Genomic DNA, 20902 nt, shown 5'->3' with positions numbered 1-20902 from the left:
GGGTGTACCGGGGGATACGAAGAACGGCCCGGCCGTTTCATCCTCTCTCGCGGCGATGCACATTGCAAAGGGCCCTTCATGGCATCGTCGCTCCCGCGCCGCCCCATTTTCAATTCACCGCATCGCGCGCCGATCATTCTGCTTCTGGCGCTAATTGCCATAAATCTCCTTGCCTGGGCCTGGGCATTGGCCGCCTTTGCCGGCCATCCGGCCCTCCTTGGCACCGCCCTGCTGGCCTACCTCTTCGGCCTGCGCCACGCGGTCGACGCCGACCACATCGCCGCGATCGACAACGTGGTGCGCAAGCTGATGCAGCAGGGCCAGCGTCCGTTCTCGGTTGGCTTGTTCTTCTCCATGGGCCATTCGACCCTGGTCGTGCTCGCCGTGGCCGTCATCGCCACCGCTACCTCGGCCCTCGGAAGCCACATGGGTTCGTTCAAAGAGACCGGTAGCGGCATTTCGACGGCGATTTCCGCCTTCTTCCTGCTCACCATCGCCATCACCAACCTCCTCATCCTCCGCGGCATCTGGAAGAACTTCGTCCGTGCCAGGGACGGCGAACCGATCACTGATCAGGACATGGACGTGCTGAGTTCGGGCAATGGCCTGCTGGCGCGGCTGTTCCGCCCGATGTTCCGGCTGGTCACGAAGAGCTGGCACATGTTTCCGCTCGGCTTCCTGTTCGGCCTGGGCTTCGACACCGCGACAGAGATCGCCCTCTATTCCGTCTCGGCCACCCACGTACCCAACGGGGTGCCGTTCTGGTCGGTGATGGTGTTCCCCGCCCTGTTCACCGCGGGGATGGCGCTGGTCGACACGCTCGACAGCATCCTGATGGTCGGCGCCTATGGCTGGGCGCTTACCAATCCGGTGCGCAAGCTTTGGTACAACTTCACCATCACGCTGGTATCGGTGCTGATGGCGTTCGTGATCGGCGGGATCGAGGCGCTCGGGCTGCTGGCCGACCGGTTGCAGCTCAGCGGCGGCCTTTGGAGCTGGGTGTCCATGCTCAATGAGCGGCTGGCGGAGTTCGGCTACGTGGCGATCGGCGTGTTCGTCCTGAGCTGGGCCGTCTCGGCCGGCATCTACAAGCTGAAGGGTTACGACAACCTGCCACAGGCGGCTTACCCGGGCAAACGGCAATGAGAATTCACGACAAGCATGTGCTGATGTGCACCGGGCCGCGCTGCACGGAAAACGGCGCGCAGGCCGACGCCATGTTCAAGGTACTTGGCGAGACGATCGACGCCTGCGAAGGACTGCGCGCGAAGCGCACCCGCACCCATTGCTTCGCCGTCTGCAAGCAAGGCCCGATTGTCGCCGTGTACCCGGACGGCATCTGGTACCGCAACGTGGATGCCGCCGCCATCGGCCGCATCGTTCGCGAGCACCTCGCCGGCGGCCGTGCGGTCGAGCCGCTGATCTTCCATCGTCTTGGTGTCGGCGACGTCGATCCCGGAGCCGCGTCATGACCAGCGCCGCCTTCCCGCACATCGTGCTGCTGAGCCATGCCGGCACCGACCTGACCGCCCTCACCCGCGCCCGCCTCACCCTGCCCGAGGGTTTCGCTGCCGTCGATGCGCTGAACCTGCAGTCGGTCGACAGCGCCGCGCGCATGGACGCATTGCTCGCAACAACCTTGCTCGAAGCCCGCGTCGTGCTGGTGCGGCTGCTCGGCCGCGTCCACGATGTGCCCGGCTTCGATGCGCTCATGCGGGCCGCGCGGATGCAGGGCCGCGCGCTGATCGTCGTCAGCGGCACCGGCGAGCCGGACCCGGAACTGGCTGCGCTCTGCAACGTGCCCCCGACCCTGCAGCACGAGGTCACCGCCTACCTCCAGGCCGGCGGCGTTGGCAATATGGCGCAACTGTTGCGCTGTTTGTCCGATCGCCTGTTGATGACCGGCGTCGGCTACCAGCCGCCGGCCGCCCTGCCCGACCACGGCATCTACCATCCGGCACTGTCGGCGCAGGCGACGCTCGATGACTGGGCAACGACCCGCAATCCGGAGTGGCCGACCGTCGGCATCACCTTCTACCGCGCGCACTGGCTCAGCGGCAATACCCGCTTCATCGACGTGCTGGTCGACATGCTCGCGCAACGGTGCCTCAACGCGCTGCCGGTCTACACGGCATCGCTGCGCACGCTGGACGAATCCGGCCTGCCAGCCGCGCTGACACTGCTTGTTGCCGACGATGGCTGCCGCATCGACGCGCTGATCAACACCACCTCATTTGCCATGGGCGATGTGAGCGCCGACGGCCCGACCGCCCCCGGCTGGTCGGTGGCGGCGTTCGAGCGGCTTGACATCCCGGTGATCCAGGCCATCACCAGCAGCATGACGCAGGCGCAGTGGCAGGCGTCCGAACGCGGTCTCAATCCGCTCGACACGGCGATGAACGTGGCGCTACCGGAGTTCGACGGCCGCATCATCAGCGTGCCGATGTCGTTCAAGGACGAACAGGGCGAGACCCACTACGAGCCATTGGCAGACCGCGTGCGGCGCGTGGCCGGCATCGCCGCGCGCCAGGTGGCGCTTCGCCGCACGCCGCCGGGACAGAAGCGCGTCGCATTCATCTTCACCAATTCCAGCGGCAAGGCCTCGCAGATCGGCAATGCCGTCGGACTCGATGCGCCAGCTTCGCTGTTCGCGCTGCTGCACGCCATGCAGGCGCAGGGCTACTGCATCGAAGGCCTGCCTGAATCGAGCGACGCGCTCATTCACGAACTGATCGACCGCGGGGCCTACGACGAGGACTACCTGAGCACGGATCAACTTCAGCGCGCCATCGCCACTGTCCCGGCAGCGCGTTACGCCGAGTGGTTTGGCCAACTTCCTGCCATGCTGCAAGAGAAGATGGTCGAGCGCTGGGGCAAGGCCCCGGGCAACGCCTACGTCCATGAGGGCAAGCTGGTGTTCGCCGGGCTGGAGTACGGCAATGCCTTCGTCGCGCTGCAACCGCCACGCGGCTATGGCATGGACCCAGACACGATCTACCACACCCCGGACCTGCCGCCCACCCATCACTACTATGCGTTGTATTGCTGGCTGCGCGACGATTGGCAAGCCGACGCCATTGTCCATGTCGGCAAGCATGGCACGCTGGAGTGGCTGCCTGGCAAGGGCGTGGGCGTGTCGGAACACTGCTTCCCGGATGCGCTGCTGGGGGACCTCCCGCTGTTCTACCCGTTCATCCTGAACGATCCCGGCGAAGGTTCGCAGGCCAAGCGCCGTGCCCACTCGGTGATCATCGACCACCTCACCCCGCCGATGACCACCGCTGACACCTACGGGCCGCTCGCGCAGCTGACACAGTTGGTCGACGAGTACTACCAGGTCGAAATGCTGGACCCGGCGAAGTTGCCGCTGCTGCAGCAGCAAATCTGGGACCTGATCAAGGAAGCCCGGCTAGATACCGATCTGGCCGCGATGCTGGGGCACGATCACGAGCACGAGCACGAGCACGAGCACGAGCACGAGCACAAGCACGAGCACGCCCATCCTCAGCCGGTAGCGGCCGTCACCGACAAGTACCGCCCCGTCCCCGCCAAGGCCGCCACGGCGCGTACCGGGCAACGAGCCGCGGCTTCAACATACCGGCCGGTCACGGCCAGGACGGCTGGTCATCATCACGGCAGCCACGATCATCACCACCATGGCGGCGGTCATCACCACGACCATCATCATCACAGCCACCACCATCATGATGACCATGATCACGATCATCACCACCATGAGTGGGATGCCACGCTGAACGACGACGGTGTGCCGCTGACGCTGGCCAGGATGGAGGGCGTCGACGTTGCCCACCTGATCGAAGACATTGACGGCTACTTGTGCGAGCTGGGCGCGGCGCAGATCCGTGACGGCCTGCATACGCTCGGCAAAGTCCCGGCTGACGCCGCACTGATCGACATGGTCTGCGCGCTGGTGCGCCTGCCCAACCTGGCGGTCCCGGGCCTGCCGGCCGGCGTCGCCGCGGCGCTTGGCGCGGACTGGGCAGCGTTGCAAGACGACAAAGGCCGTCGGCTGGACCTGGTGCCGGCCGCGCTGCGGCGGATCGCGGATCGCCCTCTTGTCACCCGCGCCGACGCGACCGATGCCATCGCCGCGGTCGGCCGGCAGCTGATCGCCAGACTGGCCGCATGCGGCTTCGACGCGGCCTGGCTCGACGACGTGCTGGCGCATGTGCTGCCCGGCGTGACCGGCACCGAGGCCGTCACGGACACCCTCGCCTTCGTCTGCCGCGAACTCGTGCCCAACCTCGCGCGCACCTCGGAAGAGATCGACAACCTGCTCAAGGGGCTCGCCGGAGGCTATGTGCCGGCAGGACCGAGCGGCGCACCGACACGCGGCATGGCGCACGTCCTGCCGACGGGGCGCAATTTCTACTCCGTTGACCCACGCAGCCTGCCCTCGCAGGCCGCATGGCGGATTGGCACCGGGCTGGCCAACGAAGTACTGGCCCGGCATCGCAAGGAAACCGGCAGGCTGCCCGAATCGGTCAGCATCAGCGTGTGGGGCACCAGCGCCATGCGCACCCACGGCGACGACATCGCGCAGATCCTCGCGCTGCTGGGCGTGCGGCCGCGCTGGCAGCCGGAGAGCCGGCGCGTCGCCGGCATCGAAGTGATCCCGCTTGCCGAGCTTGGCCGGCCACGGATCGACGTCACGGTACGCATCAGCGGCTTCTTCCGCGATGCCTTCCCGCATCTGATCTACCTGGTCGACGAGGCCGTCCATACCGTGGCCAGGCTGGACGAGCCGCCCGAACAGAATTTCCTGCGCAAGCACTACCTGGCCGATCTCAGGGACCATCTGTTCAGCCAGCTACCGCCCGAGAGCGCGGAACAGCGCGTGCTGTACCGCGTGTTCGGCTCCAAGCCCGGCACATATGGCGCCGGCATCCTGCCGCTGATCCAGGAGCAGAACTGGCAGGAGGATGCCGACTTCGCCACCGCCTACATCAACTGGGGCGGCTATGCCTACGGCCGGCAGGACAACGGCACCGACGCGCGCGCCGATTTCCGGCACCGCCTGTCCGGCGTCGAGGTCGCGCTGCACAACCAGGACAACCGCGAGCACGACATCTTCGACAGCGACGACTACCTGCAGTACCACGGCGGCATGATCGCCACCATCCGCAGCCTCACCGGCCGCCAGCCGCGCCACTACTTCGGCGACAGCCACAATCCGGACAACCCGGCCGTGCGCGGGCTGAGGGAGGAAGTGCTGCGTGTCTTCCGCTCGCGCGTCGCCAACCCGAAGTGGATCTCCGGGATCCAGAAACACGGCTACAAGGGCGGGCTGGAGCTGACCGCCACAGTCGACTACCTGTTCGGCTACGACGCCACCGCGCAAGTGGTGGACGACTGGGTGTACGAGCAGCTGGCCGAGACCTATGCCCTGGCCCCGTCGATGCAGGAGTTTTTCGCCGCAAGCAACCCATGGGCACTGAACGCGATCACCGAGCGGCTGCTGGAGGCCGCGCAGCGCCAGCTGTGGGCCGAGCCCAGGCCGCAGACCCTGGCGGCACTGCAAGCGCTGCATCTGCGCAGCGAAGCCATGCTGGAAGCGCGCGGGGAGAACCCGAAACGATGAGACACCACTACCCGTTCGCCGCGATCGTCGGCCAGGAGCAACTCAAGCGCGCGCTGTTGCTGTGCGCGATCGATCCGACGCTGGGAGGCGTACTGATCCGCGGCGACAAGGGCACCGCCAAGAGCACCGCCGCGCGCGGCCTGACCGACGTGCTGCCGCCGATCGCGCGCGTGGCCGGGTGCGCCTTCAACTGCGCGCCCGAGGCGCCGCTGGCCGAATGCGACGCCTGCCAGGCCGAGACGCGCGTGGCCGCCAGCGCACCGGTGCCGTTCGTCAACCTGCCGCTCGGCGCCACCGAGGACCGCGTGCTGGGCAGCCTCGACTTCGAACGCGCGCTAAAGGACGGCAGCAAGGCCTTCCAGCCGGGCCTGCTGGCCGCCGCGCATCGCGGCCTGCTGTACATCGACGAGGTCAACCTGCTGGCCGACCACCTGGTCGACGTGCTGCTCGACGTGTCGGCGATGGGCCTCAACACGGTGGAGCGCGAGGGCCTCGCGATCAGCCATCCGGCGCGCATTACTCTGCTGGGCACCATGAACCTGGAGGAAGGCGACCTGCGCCCGCAGTTGCTGGACCGCTTCGGCATGATGGTGGAGGTGACGGCCCCGCGCGACCCCGCCATCCGCGCCGAGGTGGTGCGGCGCCGCCTCGCGTTCGAGGCCGACCCGGCCGGCTTCATCGCCGCCTGGCAGTCCGAGACCGATGCATTGCGCGCAGCGATCCGCGCCGCCCAGGACCATGTCGCCGGCATCGTGCTGCCTGATTCGCTGCTGGCCCTCATCAGCCAGCTCTGCTGCGAGTTCGAGGTGGCGAGCCTGCGCGCCGATATCGTGATGCACAAGGCGGCGCGCGCGCTTGCCGCGCTCGGCGGCCGGGACGTGGTCAGCGCCGAGGACGTGCGCGACGCGGCCGAGCTGGTGCTGCCGCACCGCCGCCGCCGCAAGCCGTTCGAGCAGAGTGGCCTTGACCGCGAGCGCCTGGATGCACTGATGCGGCAGGCCCCGGTGCCGCCCCGGTCCGATGCCGAGGCCAGTCAAGGCGGCGAGCCGGCGGAGTCCGCGCCACCAGACGGTGAAGACAGCCAAGACAGCGATGACGACGACGCCACGGGATCCGACGACCCATCCGCGCAGTTGTTCGCGGCCGCCGCCGCCTGCGAAGTCGGCCGTATCGAGGTTGCCGCATTGCGGGCCCACGACGCCGGCGGCCGGCGCAGCCGTGTCGCCGGCACGCGGCGCGGCCACTACGTGGGCGCCGTGCCGAGCGAGGCGCCGACCCAGCTTGCCGTGGACGCCACGCTGCGCCACGCACTGCTGCGCAACCCGGCTGATTTCAGCGTCACCCGCGCCGACCTGCACCAGAAGGTGCGTGCCGGCCACCAGGCCAACCTGATCCTGCTGGTGGTGGACGCCTCCGGCTCCATGGCGGCGCGCCGTCGCATGGAGATGGTGAAGTCCTGCGTGCTTGGCCTGTTGCAGGACGCCTATCAGCGCCGCGATCAGGTTGCGGTCATTTGTTTTCGTGGCGAGCGCGCCGAGCTGGTGCTGCCGCCGACCCGCCGGGTCGAGCAGGCGGAGCTTGCCTTGCGGGAGCTGCCAACGGGCGGACGCACGCCGCTCGCGCACGCCTTGCAGCTCGCGGCATCGACCCTGGCGCAGCACGATGGCGCCACGCCGCTTCTGGTGGTGCTCAGCGACGGCCGCGCCAATGTCGCGCTGGCCGATGGCTCGGATCCCTGGCGCGAATCGATGACCGTCGCGCAAGACTTGGCCGCCCGCGGCACGCCGGCACTGGTGCTCGACACCGAGCAGGACTTCGTGCGGCTCGAGCGCGCCCGCGAGCTTGCGCAGGCGCTGCATGCCGACTACCTGCCGCTGGACCAGCTGACCGGCGAGCAGCTGAGGCTGACCATTCGGGAACGACTGCCGCAATGAGCCACCAGTCCACCCAATCCCAGACATCAGGAAAAACACCATGATCGTTTGCATCGGTGCCGGCCCCGGCGACATTGGCTACCTGCCGCAACGCTCGGCCGAGCTGATTCGCAACGCTGACGTCGTCGCCGGCTTCAATGCCGTGGTCGATGTAGTGCGCGCGCTGATTCCCGCCACCGCGCAGGTGGTGCAGATGGGCTACCGCGACCAGGTCGCGCAGCTTGACGAGGTGGCGAAGCTGCACCACGCCGGGAAGAAGTGTGTCGTCGTGTTCATGGGCGACATCCACTTCAGCGGCTTCCAGTACCTGGAGCGGGTCGAGCGGGCCTGCGGCCACCCCGTGGACACCATCCCCGGCATTTCGTCGGCGCAGATCCTGGCGTCGCGCGCCAAGGTGTGCTTTGACGAAACCACGTTCATCACGTTTCACCGGCGCGGCGACCTGGCGCCGTTCAAGCGCCACCTGGTGCACGTGCTGCAGGACCAGCGCAACGCGATCGTGATTCCCTGCCCGTGGGACGAGGCACGTTCCTTCATGCCGTGGCATATCGCCGCCTACCTGCTGGAGAACGGCATTCCGGCCGAGCAGCCGGTAGAGGTATGGGAGAACCTCACCCGCGGCGACGCGCAATGGCGCGGCACGCTGGCCGAATGCGCCGACCAGCGCTTTTCTGACATGAGCATCATGCTGATCCGCACCTTGCATCCGCTCGCAAGCCAGATCGAGCCGCCGCCGGACGCGACATGAGCACGCCGACCGATTACGCCATCGTGCTGGCCGGCCACGGCAGCCGCGACCCGGACGGGGTCAGGGAGTTCACGGAGCTGGTCGGGCTGCTGCGCGCGCGCGCCGGCGGCCGCACCGTCGCGCATGGCTTCCTTGAGTTCGCCATGCCGACCATCGACGAGGCGGTCGAGGCCGTCATCGCCGAGGGCGCGCGGCGCGTGGTGATGGTGCCGGGCGTGCTGCTCGCCGCCACCCATGCGAAGAACGACATGCCGAGCGAGCTGCTGGCGCTCCAGCGCGCGCATCCCGGCATCGATTTTCATTTCGGCGCGGCCATGGACCTGCACCCCAGGCTGCTGCAACTGTGCCGCGAGCGCCTCATCGAGGCCGAGGCGCGTTCCGGCAGGACCGTGGCGCGCGCCGACACCTGCCTGGTCGTGGTCGGGCGCGGCACCTCCGATCCGGATGCCAACTCCGAGATTTCGAAGCTGACGCGCATGCTCGAAGAGGGGCTGGGTTTCGGCACGTCCTTCGTCTGCTATTCGGGTACCGCCAGGCCGCTGGTGGCCGACGGCCTGAAGGCGGCCGCCCTGCTCGGCCACCAGCGCATCGTGGTGCTGCCCTACTTCCTGTTCGACGGCGTGCTGGTCAAGCGCATCTACGCGGCGGCAGACGACCTGGCCGCCCGCCACCCGGAGATCGAGGTGCTCAAGGCCGGCTGTCTCGGTGCGCACCCGCACGTGGCCGATGTGTTCCTGGAGCGCGCTGCCGAAGGCATCGGGGGCCGTTCCGCGATGAACTGCGCGCTGTGCAAGTACCGGGTGCAGATCGTCGGCTTCGAGGAACAGGTCGGCACGCCGCAGCAGGCGCATCACGGCCTGGTGCGCGGGCTGCTGGGCCGCAATGAGGACGCACCGCCACCGGTCGCCGCATGGTCCCCCTACGTGCCGCATCCCATCGAAGCCGAGAGCATGCGCATCATCGACGCAGGGCGCGACTGGTCCGGCGTGCCAGCCGACCATCAGGTCGTGCTCAAGCGACTGGTGCATACCAGCGGCGACTTCGATATCGTCGACGACCTGTACTTCTCGCCCGGCGCGGTGCAGACCGGCATCCGTGCGCTGTTGCGCTGCCGCCGCGTCGTCGCCGACGTGACCATGGTGCAGACCGGGCTCAAGCGCGCGGTGCTCGATCAGCTCGAAGTGCAGACGTGGTGTGGCGTACATGACGAGGAAACGCGGCTGCTGGCCGAGGCGCATGGCATCACGCGTTCCGCTGCCGGTATCCGCCGCGCCTGGCAGAAGTTCGGCAATGATGTCGTCGTGGCGATCGGCGACGCGCCGACCGCGATCATGGAGCTGGTGCGGCTGGTGCGCGAGCACGGCTGGCGCCCGCAGCTGGTGGTCGGGTTGCCGGTCGGTTTCGTCGGCACGCGCGAATGCAAGGACGAGCTGCGCCGCCTGCTGCAGGTGCCGCGCATCACCAACCGCGGCACGCGCGGCGGCTCGCCATGGGCGGCGTCCGCCATCAACGCGCTGATGATCGCGGCGATCGACCAGGTCTGGCGCCAAAACCAGATGCAGTGACCAGCGAACCGCTCCGCCGCCCCTTCGATCTCGCCACGCCGGCACCCAACGGCCTGCGCCGCGGCCGCACCACAGGCAGTTGCGCCACCGCCGCGGTCAAGGCCGCGCTGCTGATGCTGCTGCGCGGCGAAGTGGCAGGCGAAGTCGAGGTCAGTCTGCCGGATCCGGATTATTACCTCGTTGTGCCGGTCGAGAAGGTGGAACGGCTGGCCAGCGGTGCGGTGCGCGCGGAGGTGAAGAAGTACGGCGGCGACGACCCCGACAGCACCGACGGGGCGACCATCTTCGCCGAGGTGGCGGTCAATCACCGCGGCGAAATCCGCTTCCTGGCGGCCGAGGGCGTCGGCACCGTGACCCAGCCCGGCCTGCGCGTACCGCCGGGAGGAGCCGCGATCAATCCGGTGCCGCGGCAGATGATGCAGATGGCGGTCGACGAGGTGCTGGGCGGCGCGGCCAACCCCGGCTTCGATCTCGCCATCGGCTGCGTCGACGGCGAGAAGATTGCGCGGCGCACCTTCAACCCGGTGCTCGGGATCGTCGGCGGCATCTCGATCCTCGGCACCAGCGGCATCGTCGAACCGATGTCGCTCGCTGCCTGGATGGCGTCGATCGAGGTCTATATCCGCGTCGCGCTGGGCGAGCAGCCGGAAGCGATCGCGTTCACCCCCGGCAAGATCGGCCGGGGTTTTGCCGCCGACACGCTGGCACTGCCGAAGAAGCAGGTGGTGCAGATCGCCAACTTCATCGGCGTGTCGCTTGAATACACGCAGCAGGCCCTGGAGGAAACGCAGGCGCGCCTGCGAACGCTATGGGTGCTCGGGCACCCCGGCAAGCTCGCCAAGCTGCTCGACGGCGTGTGGGACACGCACTCGAGCAAGAGCGGCATGGCGATGCACGCCGTCGCCGCCGTGGCGGCCGAGCTCGGCTTGGCCGGCGGGCTCGTCGAACGCATAGAGAAAGCCAATACTGTGGAAAACATCATAGAGATCTTGCAAAACGAACCGCGTGCGCGGACATTCTGGACCGAGATGGAACGACGGCTTGCCGCGTTGATGCAGCCGAAGGTGCCCCGTGCCGGCCGTGTAGCGGTACGGCTGTTCAGCATGGACGGCACGCCGCTGGGAGAAGCCGCATGAGCGCGGCGGGCCATTTCTTCGGCGTCGGTGTCGGCCCCGGGCCGGCCGGGCTGATACCGGTTGCCGCCCTGGCGGCACTGCAGGACGTCGACCTGATCTACCTGCCGCGCGCGCGCAGCAGCGAAACCTCGGTCGCGCGCCAGTGCCTGGCCGGACTGGCGATTGCGCAAAGCAAGTTCCGCGAGATCGAATTCCAGATGGACCCGGACCGCAGCGTGCTGTCGGAACACTATGGCGAGCTGGCGGAAGCGGTCGCCGCCGAACTGCGCCAGGGGCTTGACGTCGCCTACCTGACCATCGGCGACTCGATGACGTATTCAACCTACGGCTACCTGCTTGCCGCATTGCGCGACAAGCTGCCCGGCCTGCGTCACACCACCTTCCCCGGTGTGACGAGCTTCGCCGCTACCGCGTCGGCGCTGTCGTGGCCGCTCGGCGAAGGCAAGGAGCGGATCCTGATCCTGCCCTGCCCCGACGACATGGCCGCGCTGCGCGCCGACATCGAGCACCACGACATCGTCGTGCTGATGAAGATCGGCGCGCGCCTGCCGGCGGTGCTGGCGTTGCTGAGCGAACTGGGCATCGCCCGGCATTGCGCGTTCGCGCGCCGCATCGGCCTGCCGGGCGAGGTGCTGTGCGACGACGTGTCGCAACTGGGCGCCGACGCGAGCGGCTACCTCGCGACCATGCTGATCCGCCGCGCGGCGAGGGAGAAACGTCACCCATGAAAGTCTATTTCATCGGCGCCGGCCCCGGCGCCGCCGACCTGATCACGCTGCGCGGCAGCCGCATCCTCGGCAACGTGCCGATGGTGCTGTACGCGGGCTCGCTGGTGCCGGCCGAGATGCTTCAGCACTGCCGGCCCGAGGCCGAAAAGTTCGATACCGCCGGCTTGTCGCTCGATGAACAGGAAGCGCTTTACCGCCGCGCCCGGCGTGAAGACAAGGACGTGGCGCGCCTGCATTCCGGCGACCCGTCCATCTACGGCGCCACCGCCGAACAGATGCGCCGGCTGGAGGCACTTGGCATCGACTACGAGATCGTCCCCGGCGTGTCGTCGTTCACCGCCGCCGCCGCGGCGCTCGGCAGCGAGCTGACCCGGCCGCTGGTGTCGCAGTCCGTCATCCTGACCCGCGTATCGGGCCGGGCCTCGGCGGTGCCGGAGCTCGAGTCCATCGAGCGCTTCGCCGAACACCGGGCCACCATGTGTATTTTCCTGTCGGGCCAGCGCCTGAAGCAGACCGTGGCCGACCTGCTGCTGCACTACCCGCCCGATACCCCGGTGGCGCTGGTGCGCCGCGCGAGCTGGCCGGACCAGGCGATCCATCGCAGCACCCTGGGCGCGCTGATGAGCGAGGTGACCAACAAGGACTGGCTGCTCACCACGCTGCTGCTGGTCGGTCATGCGCTGTCGCGCGAAGGCGGGGCCGAATCCAGCCTCTACGCGGCGGGCTTCACCCATATCTTCCGCGACGGCACCGACCGCAAGACGCGGCGCCCGCGCAAGGGCAAGAGCGTGAAGGAACCGGCATGAAACCGATTGCCGTCTGGCTGACCCGCCGCGAGGCGCTGCCGCTTGGGCAGAGGCTGGCCACCGGCCTCGATGCGGACTTGTACCAGCCATGGAGCAATCCGGGCGACACCCCGCGCGAGCTGTTCCGCCGCCAGTTCCGGCAGCACCGCCAGTGGGTCGTGGCGATGGCGAGCGGTATTGCCGTGCGCTATCTCGACGGGCTGCCGCAGAGCAAGCACCACGACCCGGCGGTCGTGGTGCTCGACGAAGCGGCGCGCTTCGCCATCCCGCTGTTGAGCGGCCACGAGGGCGGCGCCAATGCGCTCGCCTACGCCGTCGCCAGGCTCACCGGCGCCATCCCGGCGGTCACGACCGCGACCGAGGCGTTGAAGCCACTGACGCTCGGCATTGGCTGCCGGCGCGGCATGTCGGCCGACGCGATCGAGCAGGCGGTGCTGCGCGCGCTGGGCGAGCGCACGCTGGCCGAAGTGAGAGAGGTCGCGACGATCGACCTCAAGGCCGACGAGGCCGGCCTGCTGGCCTTCTGCGCACGCCACCAGCTGTCTTTGCGCGTGATCGCACGCGCCGACATCGCCGCGCGCGCCTGGGTGGGCCAGCCATCCGCCTGGGTGCAGCGCAATATCGGCGTCGACGGCGTGTGCGAGCCCTGCGCGCTGATCGCCAGCCCGCGCGGGCGGCTGATCGTTGCCAAGACCGCGCTCGACGGCGTCACCGTGGCCATCGTCGAAGACAGCATCACAAGGATTGAACAGGATTAACCCAAACATGAACGGCAAACTCTACCTGGTGTCAGTCGGCCCGGGCACGCGCGAGCTGATCCCGCCGATGGCGAAAGCCGCGCTGGAAGCGAGCGAGGTGATCGTCGCCTACGATCTCTACCTGACCTGGATCCAGCCCTGGATCGCGGGCAAGGACATCCGCACGCTGCCGCTGACGCAGGAGCGCGACCGCGCGCTGCTCGCCATCGCGCAGGCCCGTGCGGGCAAGACCGTCGCACTGATCTCCAGCGGCGATATCGGCATCTACGCCATGGCCGCGCTGGCCTTCGAGGAGATGGCGGAAGACGACCGCTACGATGTGCAGGTGATCCCCGGCATTACCTCGGCCAACGCCTGCGCGTCGTTGCTCGGCTCGCCGCTGTCGCACGACTTCGCCACGCTGAGCCTGTCCGACCTGCTCTGCCCCTGGGAATGGATCGAAACCCGTGCCCGCCACATCGCCCAGGCTGACCTGGCCGCCGTGTTCTACAACGTGCAGAGCCGGCAGCGCCAGGACGGCGTCTACCGCATTCTAGACATCATGCTCGCGCACAAGCGCCCCGGGACGCTCTGTGGCGTGGTCCACAACGCCTACCGCGATGGCCAGCGCGTGGAGATCATGACGCTGGCCGAGCTGCGCACGCGCCGCTTCGACATGCTGACCACACTGGTGATCGGCAACCGCTTCACCCGGCGCAAGCGCGGCTGGATCTATACCCCGCGCGGCTACGGCAACTGGGACGACGCGCCGGACACCGTCACCGCCGCCAGCCTGCCCGCGGGGCCGGTCTGGGTGTTCTCCGGCACCAGCGACGGCAACGCGCTGGCAAGCGAGATCGCCGCCGCGGGACACGCCATCGTGGTCTCGAGCGCGAGCGAATACGGGGCCGAACTGGTCGGCAAGCATTGCCCGGGTGCCGCGGTGATCGCCGGCCGGCTCGGCATCGAGCGCCGGCGCGAGCTGCTGCGCGAGAGCCGCGCGCGCGCCATCGTCGACGCGACCCACCCGTACGCGACCGGGATGTCGCAACAACTGATCGCGCTCGCCGGGGAGCTGGCCCTGCCCTACGTGCGCTACGAACGTCCGCGCGCCGTCGGCCAGTACCCCGCGCGGCACGCGGGGTCGATGGAAGCGGCCGCGCAGATCGCCATGCGGTATGGCCAGCGCATCTTCCTCGCCACCGGCTCCAAGGACCTGGCGAGCTTCGTCCAGGCGGAGGGCGCCGCGGCGCATCAGTGGTTCGTGCGGCTCGCGCCGGATCCGCAGCACCTGCAGCGCGCGATCAATGCAGGCATCCCCCGCTCGCGCCTCGTCGCCATGCAGGGACCGTTCTCCCAGGCGGCCAACGAAACACTGTGGCGCGAGTGGGAGATCGACTGCGTCGTCACCAAGGACTCGGGCGACGCCGGCGGCTATGACGCCAAGGCCGCGGCCGCCGCCGCGCTTGGCATCCCGCTGATCGTCGTCGATCGTCCCCACGTCGACTATCCGGTCCTGGCCGCCGACTTCGCCGGCGTGCTGGACGTATTGAAAGGCGTTGCAGCATGAGCCAGCCACGCATTCCGGTCACCGTCATCACCGGCTTTCTCGGGGCCGGCAAGACCACGCTGCTGTCGAACCTGATGCGTGACAGCAAGCAGCGCCGCCTCGCGATCCTGGTCAACGAGTTCGGCGAGGTCTCGATCGACGGCGCGCTGCTGCGCGGCGCAGGTGGCGAAGTCGAGATCCATGACCTGTCCAACGGCCTGGTCGCCTACGATGACGACGAGGATTTCCTGCCGACCATGCAGGCGCTGTGGCAGCGCCGCGGCCTGATCGACCACGTGCTGATCGAGACCTCAGGCCTGGCGCTGCCGACCGCCGTGATGGAGCAGCTGCAGGGCGAGGCGCTCTCGCCGTATTTTGTCCTCGATGCCACGCTGGCGGTCGTCGACACCCCGCTGCTACTGGCGGGCAGCTTCGGCCAGGCGCCGGACGGCGAGGACCCGGCCATCGGCAGGTCGGTTGCCAGCCTGTTCGAACAGCAGCTTGCCAACGCCGATATCGTGGTGCTGAACAAGATCGATGCCCTCGGCGACGAGGCCATGCTCGAGGCCGAAGTGCGCGTGCGTGAGCTGGCGCCGTCGGTCCGCTTCATCGAGCTTGCCTACAAGGCGAAGCTCGACACGCGCCTGACCCTGGGCCTGCATCTGCACGAGCCGGCCAATACCGGGCATCGTCACTACGGGCCCGTGGCGAGCATGCCGGGGCTGAAAATGCGGCCGCTCGCGAACCAGCGCCTGTTCGACGGTCACAGCCATGGCAGCCTCGGCGCGCACAGCCATGGGCTCGCCACGCACAAGCACTTCCACGAGCAGGATCCGGGCTGGCTGTCGTTCATGCTGCGCAGCCAGGACGCGCAGGATCCCGAAGCGCTGCGCGAAGCGATCGCCGCCATCGCGCGCGCCGAGCCGCTCCTGCGCATCAAGGGATTCGCGCCGCCGCCAGCCGGAAATGGCCGGCTGATCGTCCAGGGCGTACGCAGCCGGATCGAGCTGCGGCACGACGCCGAGGCCACGCCGGCACGGCATGCGCAACTCGTCTTCATCGGCTACCACCCGAGCCGCACACGCGTCGTCGAACAGCTGAACCAGCTGACCGGCACGACGTGGCGCTGAATGGAAGGAGGCATCATCTATGCCGGAGCAAGCCAAGGCCCGCTCGTGTCCCGCGCTGTTTCTTACCGCGCCGGCCTCGCACCAGGGCAAGACGACACTGACGGCCGGCCTCGCGCGCCATCACCGCAACCTGGGACGCACCGTCCACGTGTTCAAGACGGGCCCGGATTTCCTCGATCCTTACATCCTCGAGCGCGCGTCGGGCAACGCGGTGTACTCGCTCGACCTGTGGATGACCGGCGAAGCCGACTGCCGCCGCCGCTTGTACGATGCGGCAGGACGGGCGGATCTGATCCTGATCGAGGGCAGCATGGGGCTGTTCGACGGGACGCCGTCGAGCGCCGACCTCGCGGCGACCTTCGGCGTGCCGGTGTTGCCAGTCATCGACGCGAGCGGCATGGCGCAGACCTTCGCGGCGGTCGCGCACGGCCTGTCGAGCTTCCGGCCCGGCCTGCCGTTCCATGGTGTCCTCGCCAACCGCGTCGCCGGCACACGCCATGCCGAGATGCTGCTCGAGATGTTGCCGCCACAGCTACGCTGTGTCGGATCCGTGATACGAGACGACGCGATGACGCTGCCCGAACGTCATCTCGGCCTGGTCCAGGCGCAGGAGATCGACGACCTCGAGCAGCGCATCGAGACGGCCGCCGCGCGGATCGCCGTGACGCCGCTGGCCGAACTGCCGCCACAGGTCGCGTTCGCGGCCGCGACCATAGAACCCGTACCGCCGCTCCTGGCCGGCGTGAAAATCGCCATTGCACGCGACAAGGCGTTTTCCTTCGTCTACCCGGCCAATCTGGAGCTGCTCACCGCGCTGGGGGCCGAGATCGCATTCTTTTCGCCATTGGCCGACGAACCGCTTCCGGTCGCGGACGCGGTTTACCTGCCCGGCGGCTACCCGGAACTGCACCTCGATGCGCTCAGCCGCAGCGGCGTGACCAGGGCCACGCTGCACGCGCACGTCGCCGCCGGCAAGCCGCTGGTTGCCGAGTGCGGCGGCATGCTTTACCTGCTGGATTCGTTGACCGACAACGCGGGCGTCTCGGGCGCCATGCTCGGGCTCCTGCCAGGCCATGCCACGCTGCAGGGCAGGCTCGCCGGGCTCGGCCTGCAATCGGTCGAACTCGATGGTGAAACCCTGCGTGGCCACACGTTCCACTATTCGAGCCTGCAGACTCCGCTCGTTCCGCACACTCACGCCCGTCGCGCCAGCGGCCCCGCAACGGGCGAAGCGCTCTATCGGCACGGCAGCATTGCGGCAAGCTACCTGCATTGCTACTTTCCCTCCAACCCGCGCGCTACTGCCAGGCTATTCCAGCCATGAACCCCTCTCGTTACAGCGATAGCGAAATCGATACCGTCTATCGTGTCATCCGCGAGCGCCGTGACATGCGCCACTTCCGTCCGGATCCGATCGATTCCGCGCTGCTGGAACGCCTGCTGCAGGCGGCGCATCTCGCCCCGAGTGTCGGCTTTATGCAGCCCTGGCGCTTCATCCGCATCACCGACCGGAGCCTGAGAGCGCGCGTGCACGCGCTGGTGGATGCCGAACGCCGGCGCACCGCACTCGCCTTGGGCGAGCGGCAGGACGAGTTCATGCGACTCAAGGTGGAGGGCATTCTGGACTGTGGCGAAGTCCTGGTGGCAGCCCTGATGGACGGCCGCGAGCGGCATGTTTTCGGTCGGCGAACGATGCCGGACATGGACCTGGCTTCGGTCGCCTGTGCCATCCAGAACCTCTGGCTTGCGGCCCGCGCGGAGGGGATTGGCATGGGCTGGGTTTCCTTGTTTGACCCACAGGCGCTCGGTCAACTGCTACGGCTGCCGCCCGGCGCCAGGCCGGTGGCCGTGCTGTGCCTCGGTCAGGTTGACAGTTTCCATGAGAAGCCAATGCTGGAACAGGAAGGCTGGGCCAGCCGGCAATCGCTGAACGAGATGCTGTTCGAAAATGGCTGGGGGGACGAGAAGCTGCAGGATTCCGGCGCCGCGGGATGATTGGGGCGCCTGTGATGCCCGGCTCGGGAATGACGAAGTTAAGATCGGTGTAGCCTTGGCTATGCGCATGCGTGCGCATGTTGACCGCAAGAATCACACAGTGTCAGTTCAATCATGTAGACGCGCTGCGGCATGCTCCTCTCCCCGCAATATTCGCCCACTCTTGCATTTTTTCGTCGCAACTATGCCTGGATCATCCTGGCGCTGCTGCCAGTGTCGGTGTTTCTGGTGGTGGTGATCACGGCGTTTGTGCTGGGCGTACGTGTCCAGGGGCTCAGTTGGCTAGACGGACTGGAACTGGCGCATTGGCAAAGGCTGCAGAACGGCTGCGTGCAAGCCCGCGGCGAACGAATCCGGATCACCGGCTGGCGGCCCGTGACGATCACCGCAGCCAGCATGAGCCTGGCCAATTGCCGAGCCGGGGGCGAGCCGCTGCCTCCCCCCTGGACGCCGCCGTTCGATCTCACCATCGATGCACTTTCAGTTCCCGGTTTGCCGCCGATCGCACTCTTCGTCCGCCAGCGCGAGCAGCGCTGGCAGGTATGGGCAAAGTATCAGCACAGCAGTGCGAACGCGACCTATGACCGCATTTCCGGGCACTGGAGCGCGCAAGGCGGGATTCAGGCGGCTGACATCGCGCCCAGGTTCCTGGGTGCGCTGACCTTCACGGGCAATGGACTGTGGCAGGCCGGTCGACTGGACGGCGATTTGCAGGCGCAGGGGCAACTGGGCCATAGCGACCAGTCTCAACGGTCCGACATGAGGCTCGCGGCCAGCCTCGCCGCCAAAAAATGGCATCTGAATGCCGAACTGGGGTCACCGTTGACGCTCGGCGGCGACTGGAGCCTGGAAGCCCGGCAAGTGCTACGGGTCAGCGGCAATCTGGAGGGGGTGGAGTCCCTGCGCCTGGACCTGCGAGCGGCAGGCCCGCAAGGCACCATCGTGCTGGCCTTGGATTCCGAGGGCACCGGCGTAGCACGCGGCCAGGGCATGCTGACGCTGGCCGGACCCTCGCTAGCCGGCAGCGTGCCGATTCGCTGGAATCGGCAAGAGCTGGAACTGTTGCCGGCGTCGATACAACTCCCCGAGGGGCTTCTGCTGCGCTGGCCCCGGCCTCTGACACTGCCGCTGGCATTGGCCGGTGAAAGCATAATCTCGGCCGAGCTTCAGTATCGGGATATAGAAGTCAAGACCGTCGACAGCCGGTTGGCCTGGCAGCAAGCGAAGTGGGGCTGGCACGGACGGCTTGATCTGGCAGGTAAAGCCGCCGGATATGATCTGAGCGGGTTTTGGCAAGGCCGAATCGAAGCCGCCGGGCTGGCGGGGGAACCGGCCAGCCTCACGGTCAAGGGACCAGATCTATTGCTAGCGGTGCGCGTGCCGGTGACCGGCTTCCAGGCGCCGGGCTGGACCACGCGCGCGGAGTTCAATGGCCACTATGGCAATGCCCCTCTCACGGGGGCGCTCAGCGCCAGCTTTGCGCGAGGGCGCTGGGAAGGTACGGTTGAGGGCCTCTCGCGGCTCCCCGTCTATGCACGAGGCGGGGGCCTGAAGCTCGTTGCACCCTGGTTTGGCAAGGACGGGCAGTGGTACCTGGGCACTGGCAGTCGCGCCACGATAGCCGACGGGCTGGTCGGAACGACATGGATCAAGCCGATGGCCGTGGTCGCCACAACGCCTCTTCGCGTCGGCCCCCAGGGGGTATTCGGCCATCTGGAGGTCAAGGCGGAGGGCGTCGTTGCCACGCGCTGGGGACTGCCTGCCGTCACCGGGAAAATCGCCGTCGGCGGACAACAAGGCAGGGCTACGCTGCGCGCGCCGGCCTGGCAATCCGAGCTGACCCTGACCGCAGATCTGGCTGGCCGCGGAAGAAAGGCCCGAGCGAAAGGCACGGTGGAGATCAGAACACCGCTGTCTGCGTCAATGAGCCGCAGCCTCGGCTTCACCTTGAAGCAAGGCATGCTCAGTGGCCAGGGCCGCTGGCAATGGCAGGATCAGTGGCGGCTGCAAGGCGACATATCTGCGTCAGCTGTGGCGCTGGACTGGGGAGGCATTCTGGCGACGGGCGGCAAGGGGGCCGCGCATATCGAGTTGCAGCAAAATGGCGTAACGCTCACAAGCATCGGGCCGATCATGCTTGCCCAGTTGGATGTGGGTATCCCGGTGCGCAATATCCGCATGAGGGTCCAATCTGACTTGGTCACGTGGCACCTCGCCGATATTTCTGCCGACGTGCTGGGAGGCAATATGCATGCCGCTACCTTGCAATGGCCGTCCTCTCAGTTTCAGGCGGTGACCGTCCGGAGCATCAACCTGGCGGAGGTAGCCGCGCTGCAAAACGATCCGAACCCGACCGTTCAGCTCGCTGGCCGCGTGGGCGGCAATCTGCCGCTACAATTGACCAAGGACTCGCTGGCCTTGCACTCGGGTCGCGTGAGCAACGAGGGCCCCTTATTACTCAAGGTCTTGCCATCTGCCGGGGTCACCGCGATGGGCCAATCCAACCGCGCGGTGGAACTGGCGTTCGATGCCCTGAGCAATCTGGCGATTGATGAATTTGAGGCGCGTCTGAATATGAAACCGGACGGCTGGCTGGACGCTGCGGCCACCATCAAAGGCCAGAACCCGCAGAAGCACAGCTTGCCAATCATACTAAACTACACGCACCGGGAGAATGTGTTCGAGCTATTGCGCAGCTTGCGCATTGGGGAGGATATCTCTCGGCGAGTCCTGAACCGGATGCCAGCGGAAGGCACGCGTAGCGATGACGAGGAGGACACGCCATGAAGCCCGTTTTGCTTGTCGCTTTACTGCCTCTGGCCGCCTGCACGCCTCGGATCGCCCTCGATGCCCCCAAAGACCCGATCACCATCAATCTGAATGTGAAGATTGATCATGAGATCCGCCTCAAGGTAGAAAAAGATGTGGATAAACTCATTAGTGAAGACCGCACATTGTTCTAGGAGCCGACC

General features: G+C 67.5%; 16 protein-coding genes. All 16 read left to right on the top strand.

What is annotated here, in order from left to right:
• The first annotated feature begins 78 nt into the window (after window positions 1-78).
• The 16 genes from AB1I47_RS21835 to AB1I47_RS21760 all read left to right on the top strand — a co-directional run bounded on the left by AB1I47_RS21835 (window position 79) and on the right by AB1I47_RS21760 (window position 20893).
• Window positions 79-1146, top strand: a complete 1068-nt coding sequence (locus tag AB1I47_RS21835) for a HoxN/HupN/NixA family nickel/cobalt transporter (protein WP_354685812.1) — start codon at window positions 79-81, stop codon at window positions 1144-1146.
• Window positions 1143-1472: a (2Fe-2S) ferredoxin domain-containing protein gene (locus AB1I47_RS21830; protein ID WP_354685811.1), complete on the top strand. Its 330-nt coding sequence runs from the start codon at window positions 1143-1145 to the stop codon at window positions 1470-1472. The genes AB1I47_RS21835 and AB1I47_RS21830 overlap by 4 nt, the downstream gene beginning before the upstream one ends.
• The gene (locus AB1I47_RS21825) at window positions 1469-5602 is read left to right on the top strand and encodes a cobaltochelatase subunit CobN (protein WP_354685810.1); all 4134 of its coding nucleotides are present in this window, start codon (window positions 1469-1471) and stop codon (window positions 5600-5602) included. Before AB1I47_RS21830 ends, AB1I47_RS21825 begins: the two co-directional genes overlap by 4 nt.
• A complete protein-coding gene (locus AB1I47_RS21820) occupies window positions 5599-7536 on the top strand; it encodes a putative cobaltochelatase (protein WP_354685809.1) in 1938 nt (645 codons plus the stop codon). The genes AB1I47_RS21825 and AB1I47_RS21820 overlap by 4 nt, the downstream gene beginning before the upstream one ends.
• A 40-nt stretch (window positions 7537-7576) precedes the next feature.
• On the top strand, window positions 7577-8284 hold the full coding sequence (locus tag AB1I47_RS21815; protein WP_354685808.1) for a cobalt-precorrin-7 (C(5))-methyltransferase: 708 nt from the start codon (window positions 7577-7579) through the stop codon (window positions 8282-8284).
• Window positions 8281-9849, top strand: coding sequence for a precorrin-8X methylmutase (locus tag AB1I47_RS21810; RefSeq protein WP_354685807.1), 1569 nt, complete (start codon window positions 8281-8283; stop codon window positions 9847-9849). The genes AB1I47_RS21815 and AB1I47_RS21810 overlap by 4 nt, the downstream gene beginning before the upstream one ends.
• Window positions 9774-10985: a cobalt-precorrin-5B (C(1))-methyltransferase CbiD gene (gene cbiD / locus AB1I47_RS21805; protein ID WP_354685806.1), complete on the top strand. Its 1212-nt coding sequence runs from the start codon at window positions 9774-9776 to the stop codon at window positions 10983-10985. The genes AB1I47_RS21810 and cbiD overlap by 76 nt, the downstream gene beginning before the upstream one ends.
• Window positions 10982-11713 carry a precorrin-2 C(20)-methyltransferase gene (gene cobI / locus AB1I47_RS21800; protein WP_354685805.1) on the top strand — a complete coding sequence of 244 codons (732 nt, stop codon included), beginning with the start codon at window positions 10982-10984 and terminating at the stop codon, window positions 11711-11713. Before cbiD ends, cobI begins: the two co-directional genes overlap by 4 nt.
• Window positions 11710-12519, top strand: a complete 810-nt coding sequence (cobM, locus tag AB1I47_RS21795) for a precorrin-4 C(11)-methyltransferase (RefSeq protein WP_354685804.1) — start codon at window positions 11710-11712, stop codon at window positions 12517-12519. The genes cobI and cobM overlap by 4 nt, the downstream gene beginning before the upstream one ends.
• Window positions 12516-13277 (top strand): cobalamin biosynthesis protein, encoded by a 762-nt coding sequence (locus tag AB1I47_RS21790; RefSeq protein ID WP_354685803.1) that lies wholly within the window; start codon window positions 12516-12518, stop codon window positions 13275-13277. The genes cobM and AB1I47_RS21790 overlap by 4 nt, the downstream gene beginning before the upstream one ends.
• A 7-nt stretch (window positions 13278-13284) precedes the next feature.
• Window positions 13285-14826: a precorrin-3B C(17)-methyltransferase gene (cobJ, locus tag AB1I47_RS21785; protein ID WP_354685802.1), complete on the top strand. Its 1542-nt coding sequence runs from the start codon at window positions 13285-13287 to the stop codon at window positions 14824-14826.
• Window positions 14823-15935: a CobW family GTP-binding protein gene (locus AB1I47_RS21780; RefSeq protein ID WP_354685801.1), complete on the top strand. Its 1113-nt coding sequence runs from the start codon at window positions 14823-14825 to the stop codon at window positions 15933-15935. The genes cobJ and AB1I47_RS21780 overlap by 4 nt, the downstream gene beginning before the upstream one ends.
• A gap of 19 nt (window positions 15936-15954) precedes the next feature.
• Window positions 15955-17259, top strand: coding sequence for a cobyrinic acid a,c-diamide synthase CobB (locus AB1I47_RS21775; protein WP_354685800.1), 1305 nt, complete (start codon window positions 15955-15957; stop codon window positions 17257-17259).
• Window positions 17256-17930 carry a 5,6-dimethylbenzimidazole synthase gene (bluB, locus tag AB1I47_RS21770; RefSeq protein ID WP_354685799.1) on the top strand — a complete coding sequence of 225 codons (675 nt, stop codon included), beginning with the start codon at window positions 17256-17258 and terminating at the stop codon, window positions 17928-17930. The genes AB1I47_RS21775 and bluB overlap by 4 nt, the downstream gene beginning before the upstream one ends.
• 132 nt (window positions 17931-18062) lie before the next feature.
• Window positions 18063-20717 (top strand): intermembrane phospholipid transport YdbH family protein, encoded by a 2655-nt coding sequence (locus tag AB1I47_RS21765; RefSeq protein WP_354685798.1) that lies wholly within the window; start codon window positions 18063-18065, stop codon window positions 20715-20717.
• Window positions 20714-20893 (top strand): YnbE family lipoprotein, encoded by a 180-nt coding sequence (locus AB1I47_RS21760; protein ID WP_354685797.1) that lies wholly within the window; start codon window positions 20714-20716, stop codon window positions 20891-20893. Before AB1I47_RS21765 ends, AB1I47_RS21760 begins: the two co-directional genes overlap by 4 nt.
• Window positions 20894-20902 lie beyond the last annotated feature (9 nt).

It is taken from the genome of Cupriavidus necator (assembly GCF_040578825.1).
Taxonomy (GTDB): Bacteria; Pseudomonadota; Gammaproteobacteria; order Burkholderiales; family Burkholderiaceae; genus Cupriavidus; species Cupriavidus necator_E.
This window is presented reverse-complemented; position numbering and strand designations above follow the sequence as displayed.

Coding starts and splice junctions, on each gene's coding strand:
- AB1I47_RS21810 (WP_354685807.1), top strand. CDS start 8,281: ATGAGCACGCCGACCGATTACGCCATCGTGCTGGCCGGCCACGGCAGC.
- AB1I47_RS21760 (WP_354685797.1), top strand. CDS start 20,714: ATGAAGCCCGTTTTGCTTGTCGCTTTACTGCCTCTGGCCGCCTGCACG.
- AB1I47_RS21820 (WP_354685809.1), top strand. CDS start 5,599: ATGAGACACCACTACCCGTTCGCCGCGATCGTCGGCCAGGAGCAACTC.
- cobM (WP_354685804.1), top strand. CDS start 11,710: ATGAAAGTCTATTTCATCGGCGCCGGCCCCGGCGCCGCCGACCTGATC.
- AB1I47_RS21830 (WP_354685811.1), top strand. CDS start 1,143: ATGAGAATTCACGACAAGCATGTGCTGATGTGCACCGGGCCGCGCTGC.
- AB1I47_RS21835 (WP_354685812.1), top strand. CDS start 79: ATGGCATCGTCGCTCCCGCGCCGCCCCATTTTCAATTCACCGCATCGC.
- cobI (WP_354685805.1), top strand. CDS start 10,982: ATGAGCGCGGCGGGCCATTTCTTCGGCGTCGGTGTCGGCCCCGGGCCG.
- AB1I47_RS21775 (WP_354685800.1), top strand. CDS start 15,955: ATGCCGGAGCAAGCCAAGGCCCGCTCGTGTCCCGCGCTGTTTCTTACC.
- bluB (WP_354685799.1), top strand. CDS start 17,256: ATGAACCCCTCTCGTTACAGCGATAGCGAAATCGATACCGTCTATCGT.
- AB1I47_RS21765 (WP_354685798.1), top strand. CDS start 18,063: ATGCTCCTCTCCCCGCAATATTCGCCCACTCTTGCATTTTTTCGTCGC.
- AB1I47_RS21780 (WP_354685801.1), top strand. CDS start 14,823: ATGAGCCAGCCACGCATTCCGGTCACCGTCATCACCGGCTTTCTCGGG.
- AB1I47_RS21815 (WP_354685808.1), top strand. CDS start 7,577: ATGATCGTTTGCATCGGTGCCGGCCCCGGCGACATTGGCTACCTGCCG.
- AB1I47_RS21790 (WP_354685803.1), top strand. CDS start 12,516: ATGAAACCGATTGCCGTCTGGCTGACCCGCCGCGAGGCGCTGCCGCTT.
- AB1I47_RS21825 (WP_354685810.1), top strand. CDS start 1,469: ATGACCAGCGCCGCCTTCCCGCACATCGTGCTGCTGAGCCATGCCGGC.
- cobJ (WP_354685802.1), top strand. CDS start 13,285: ATGAACGGCAAACTCTACCTGGTGTCAGTCGGCCCGGGCACGCGCGAG.
- cbiD (WP_354685806.1), top strand. CDS start 9,774: ATGGGCGGCGTCCGCCATCAACGCGCTGATGATCGCGGCGATCGACCA.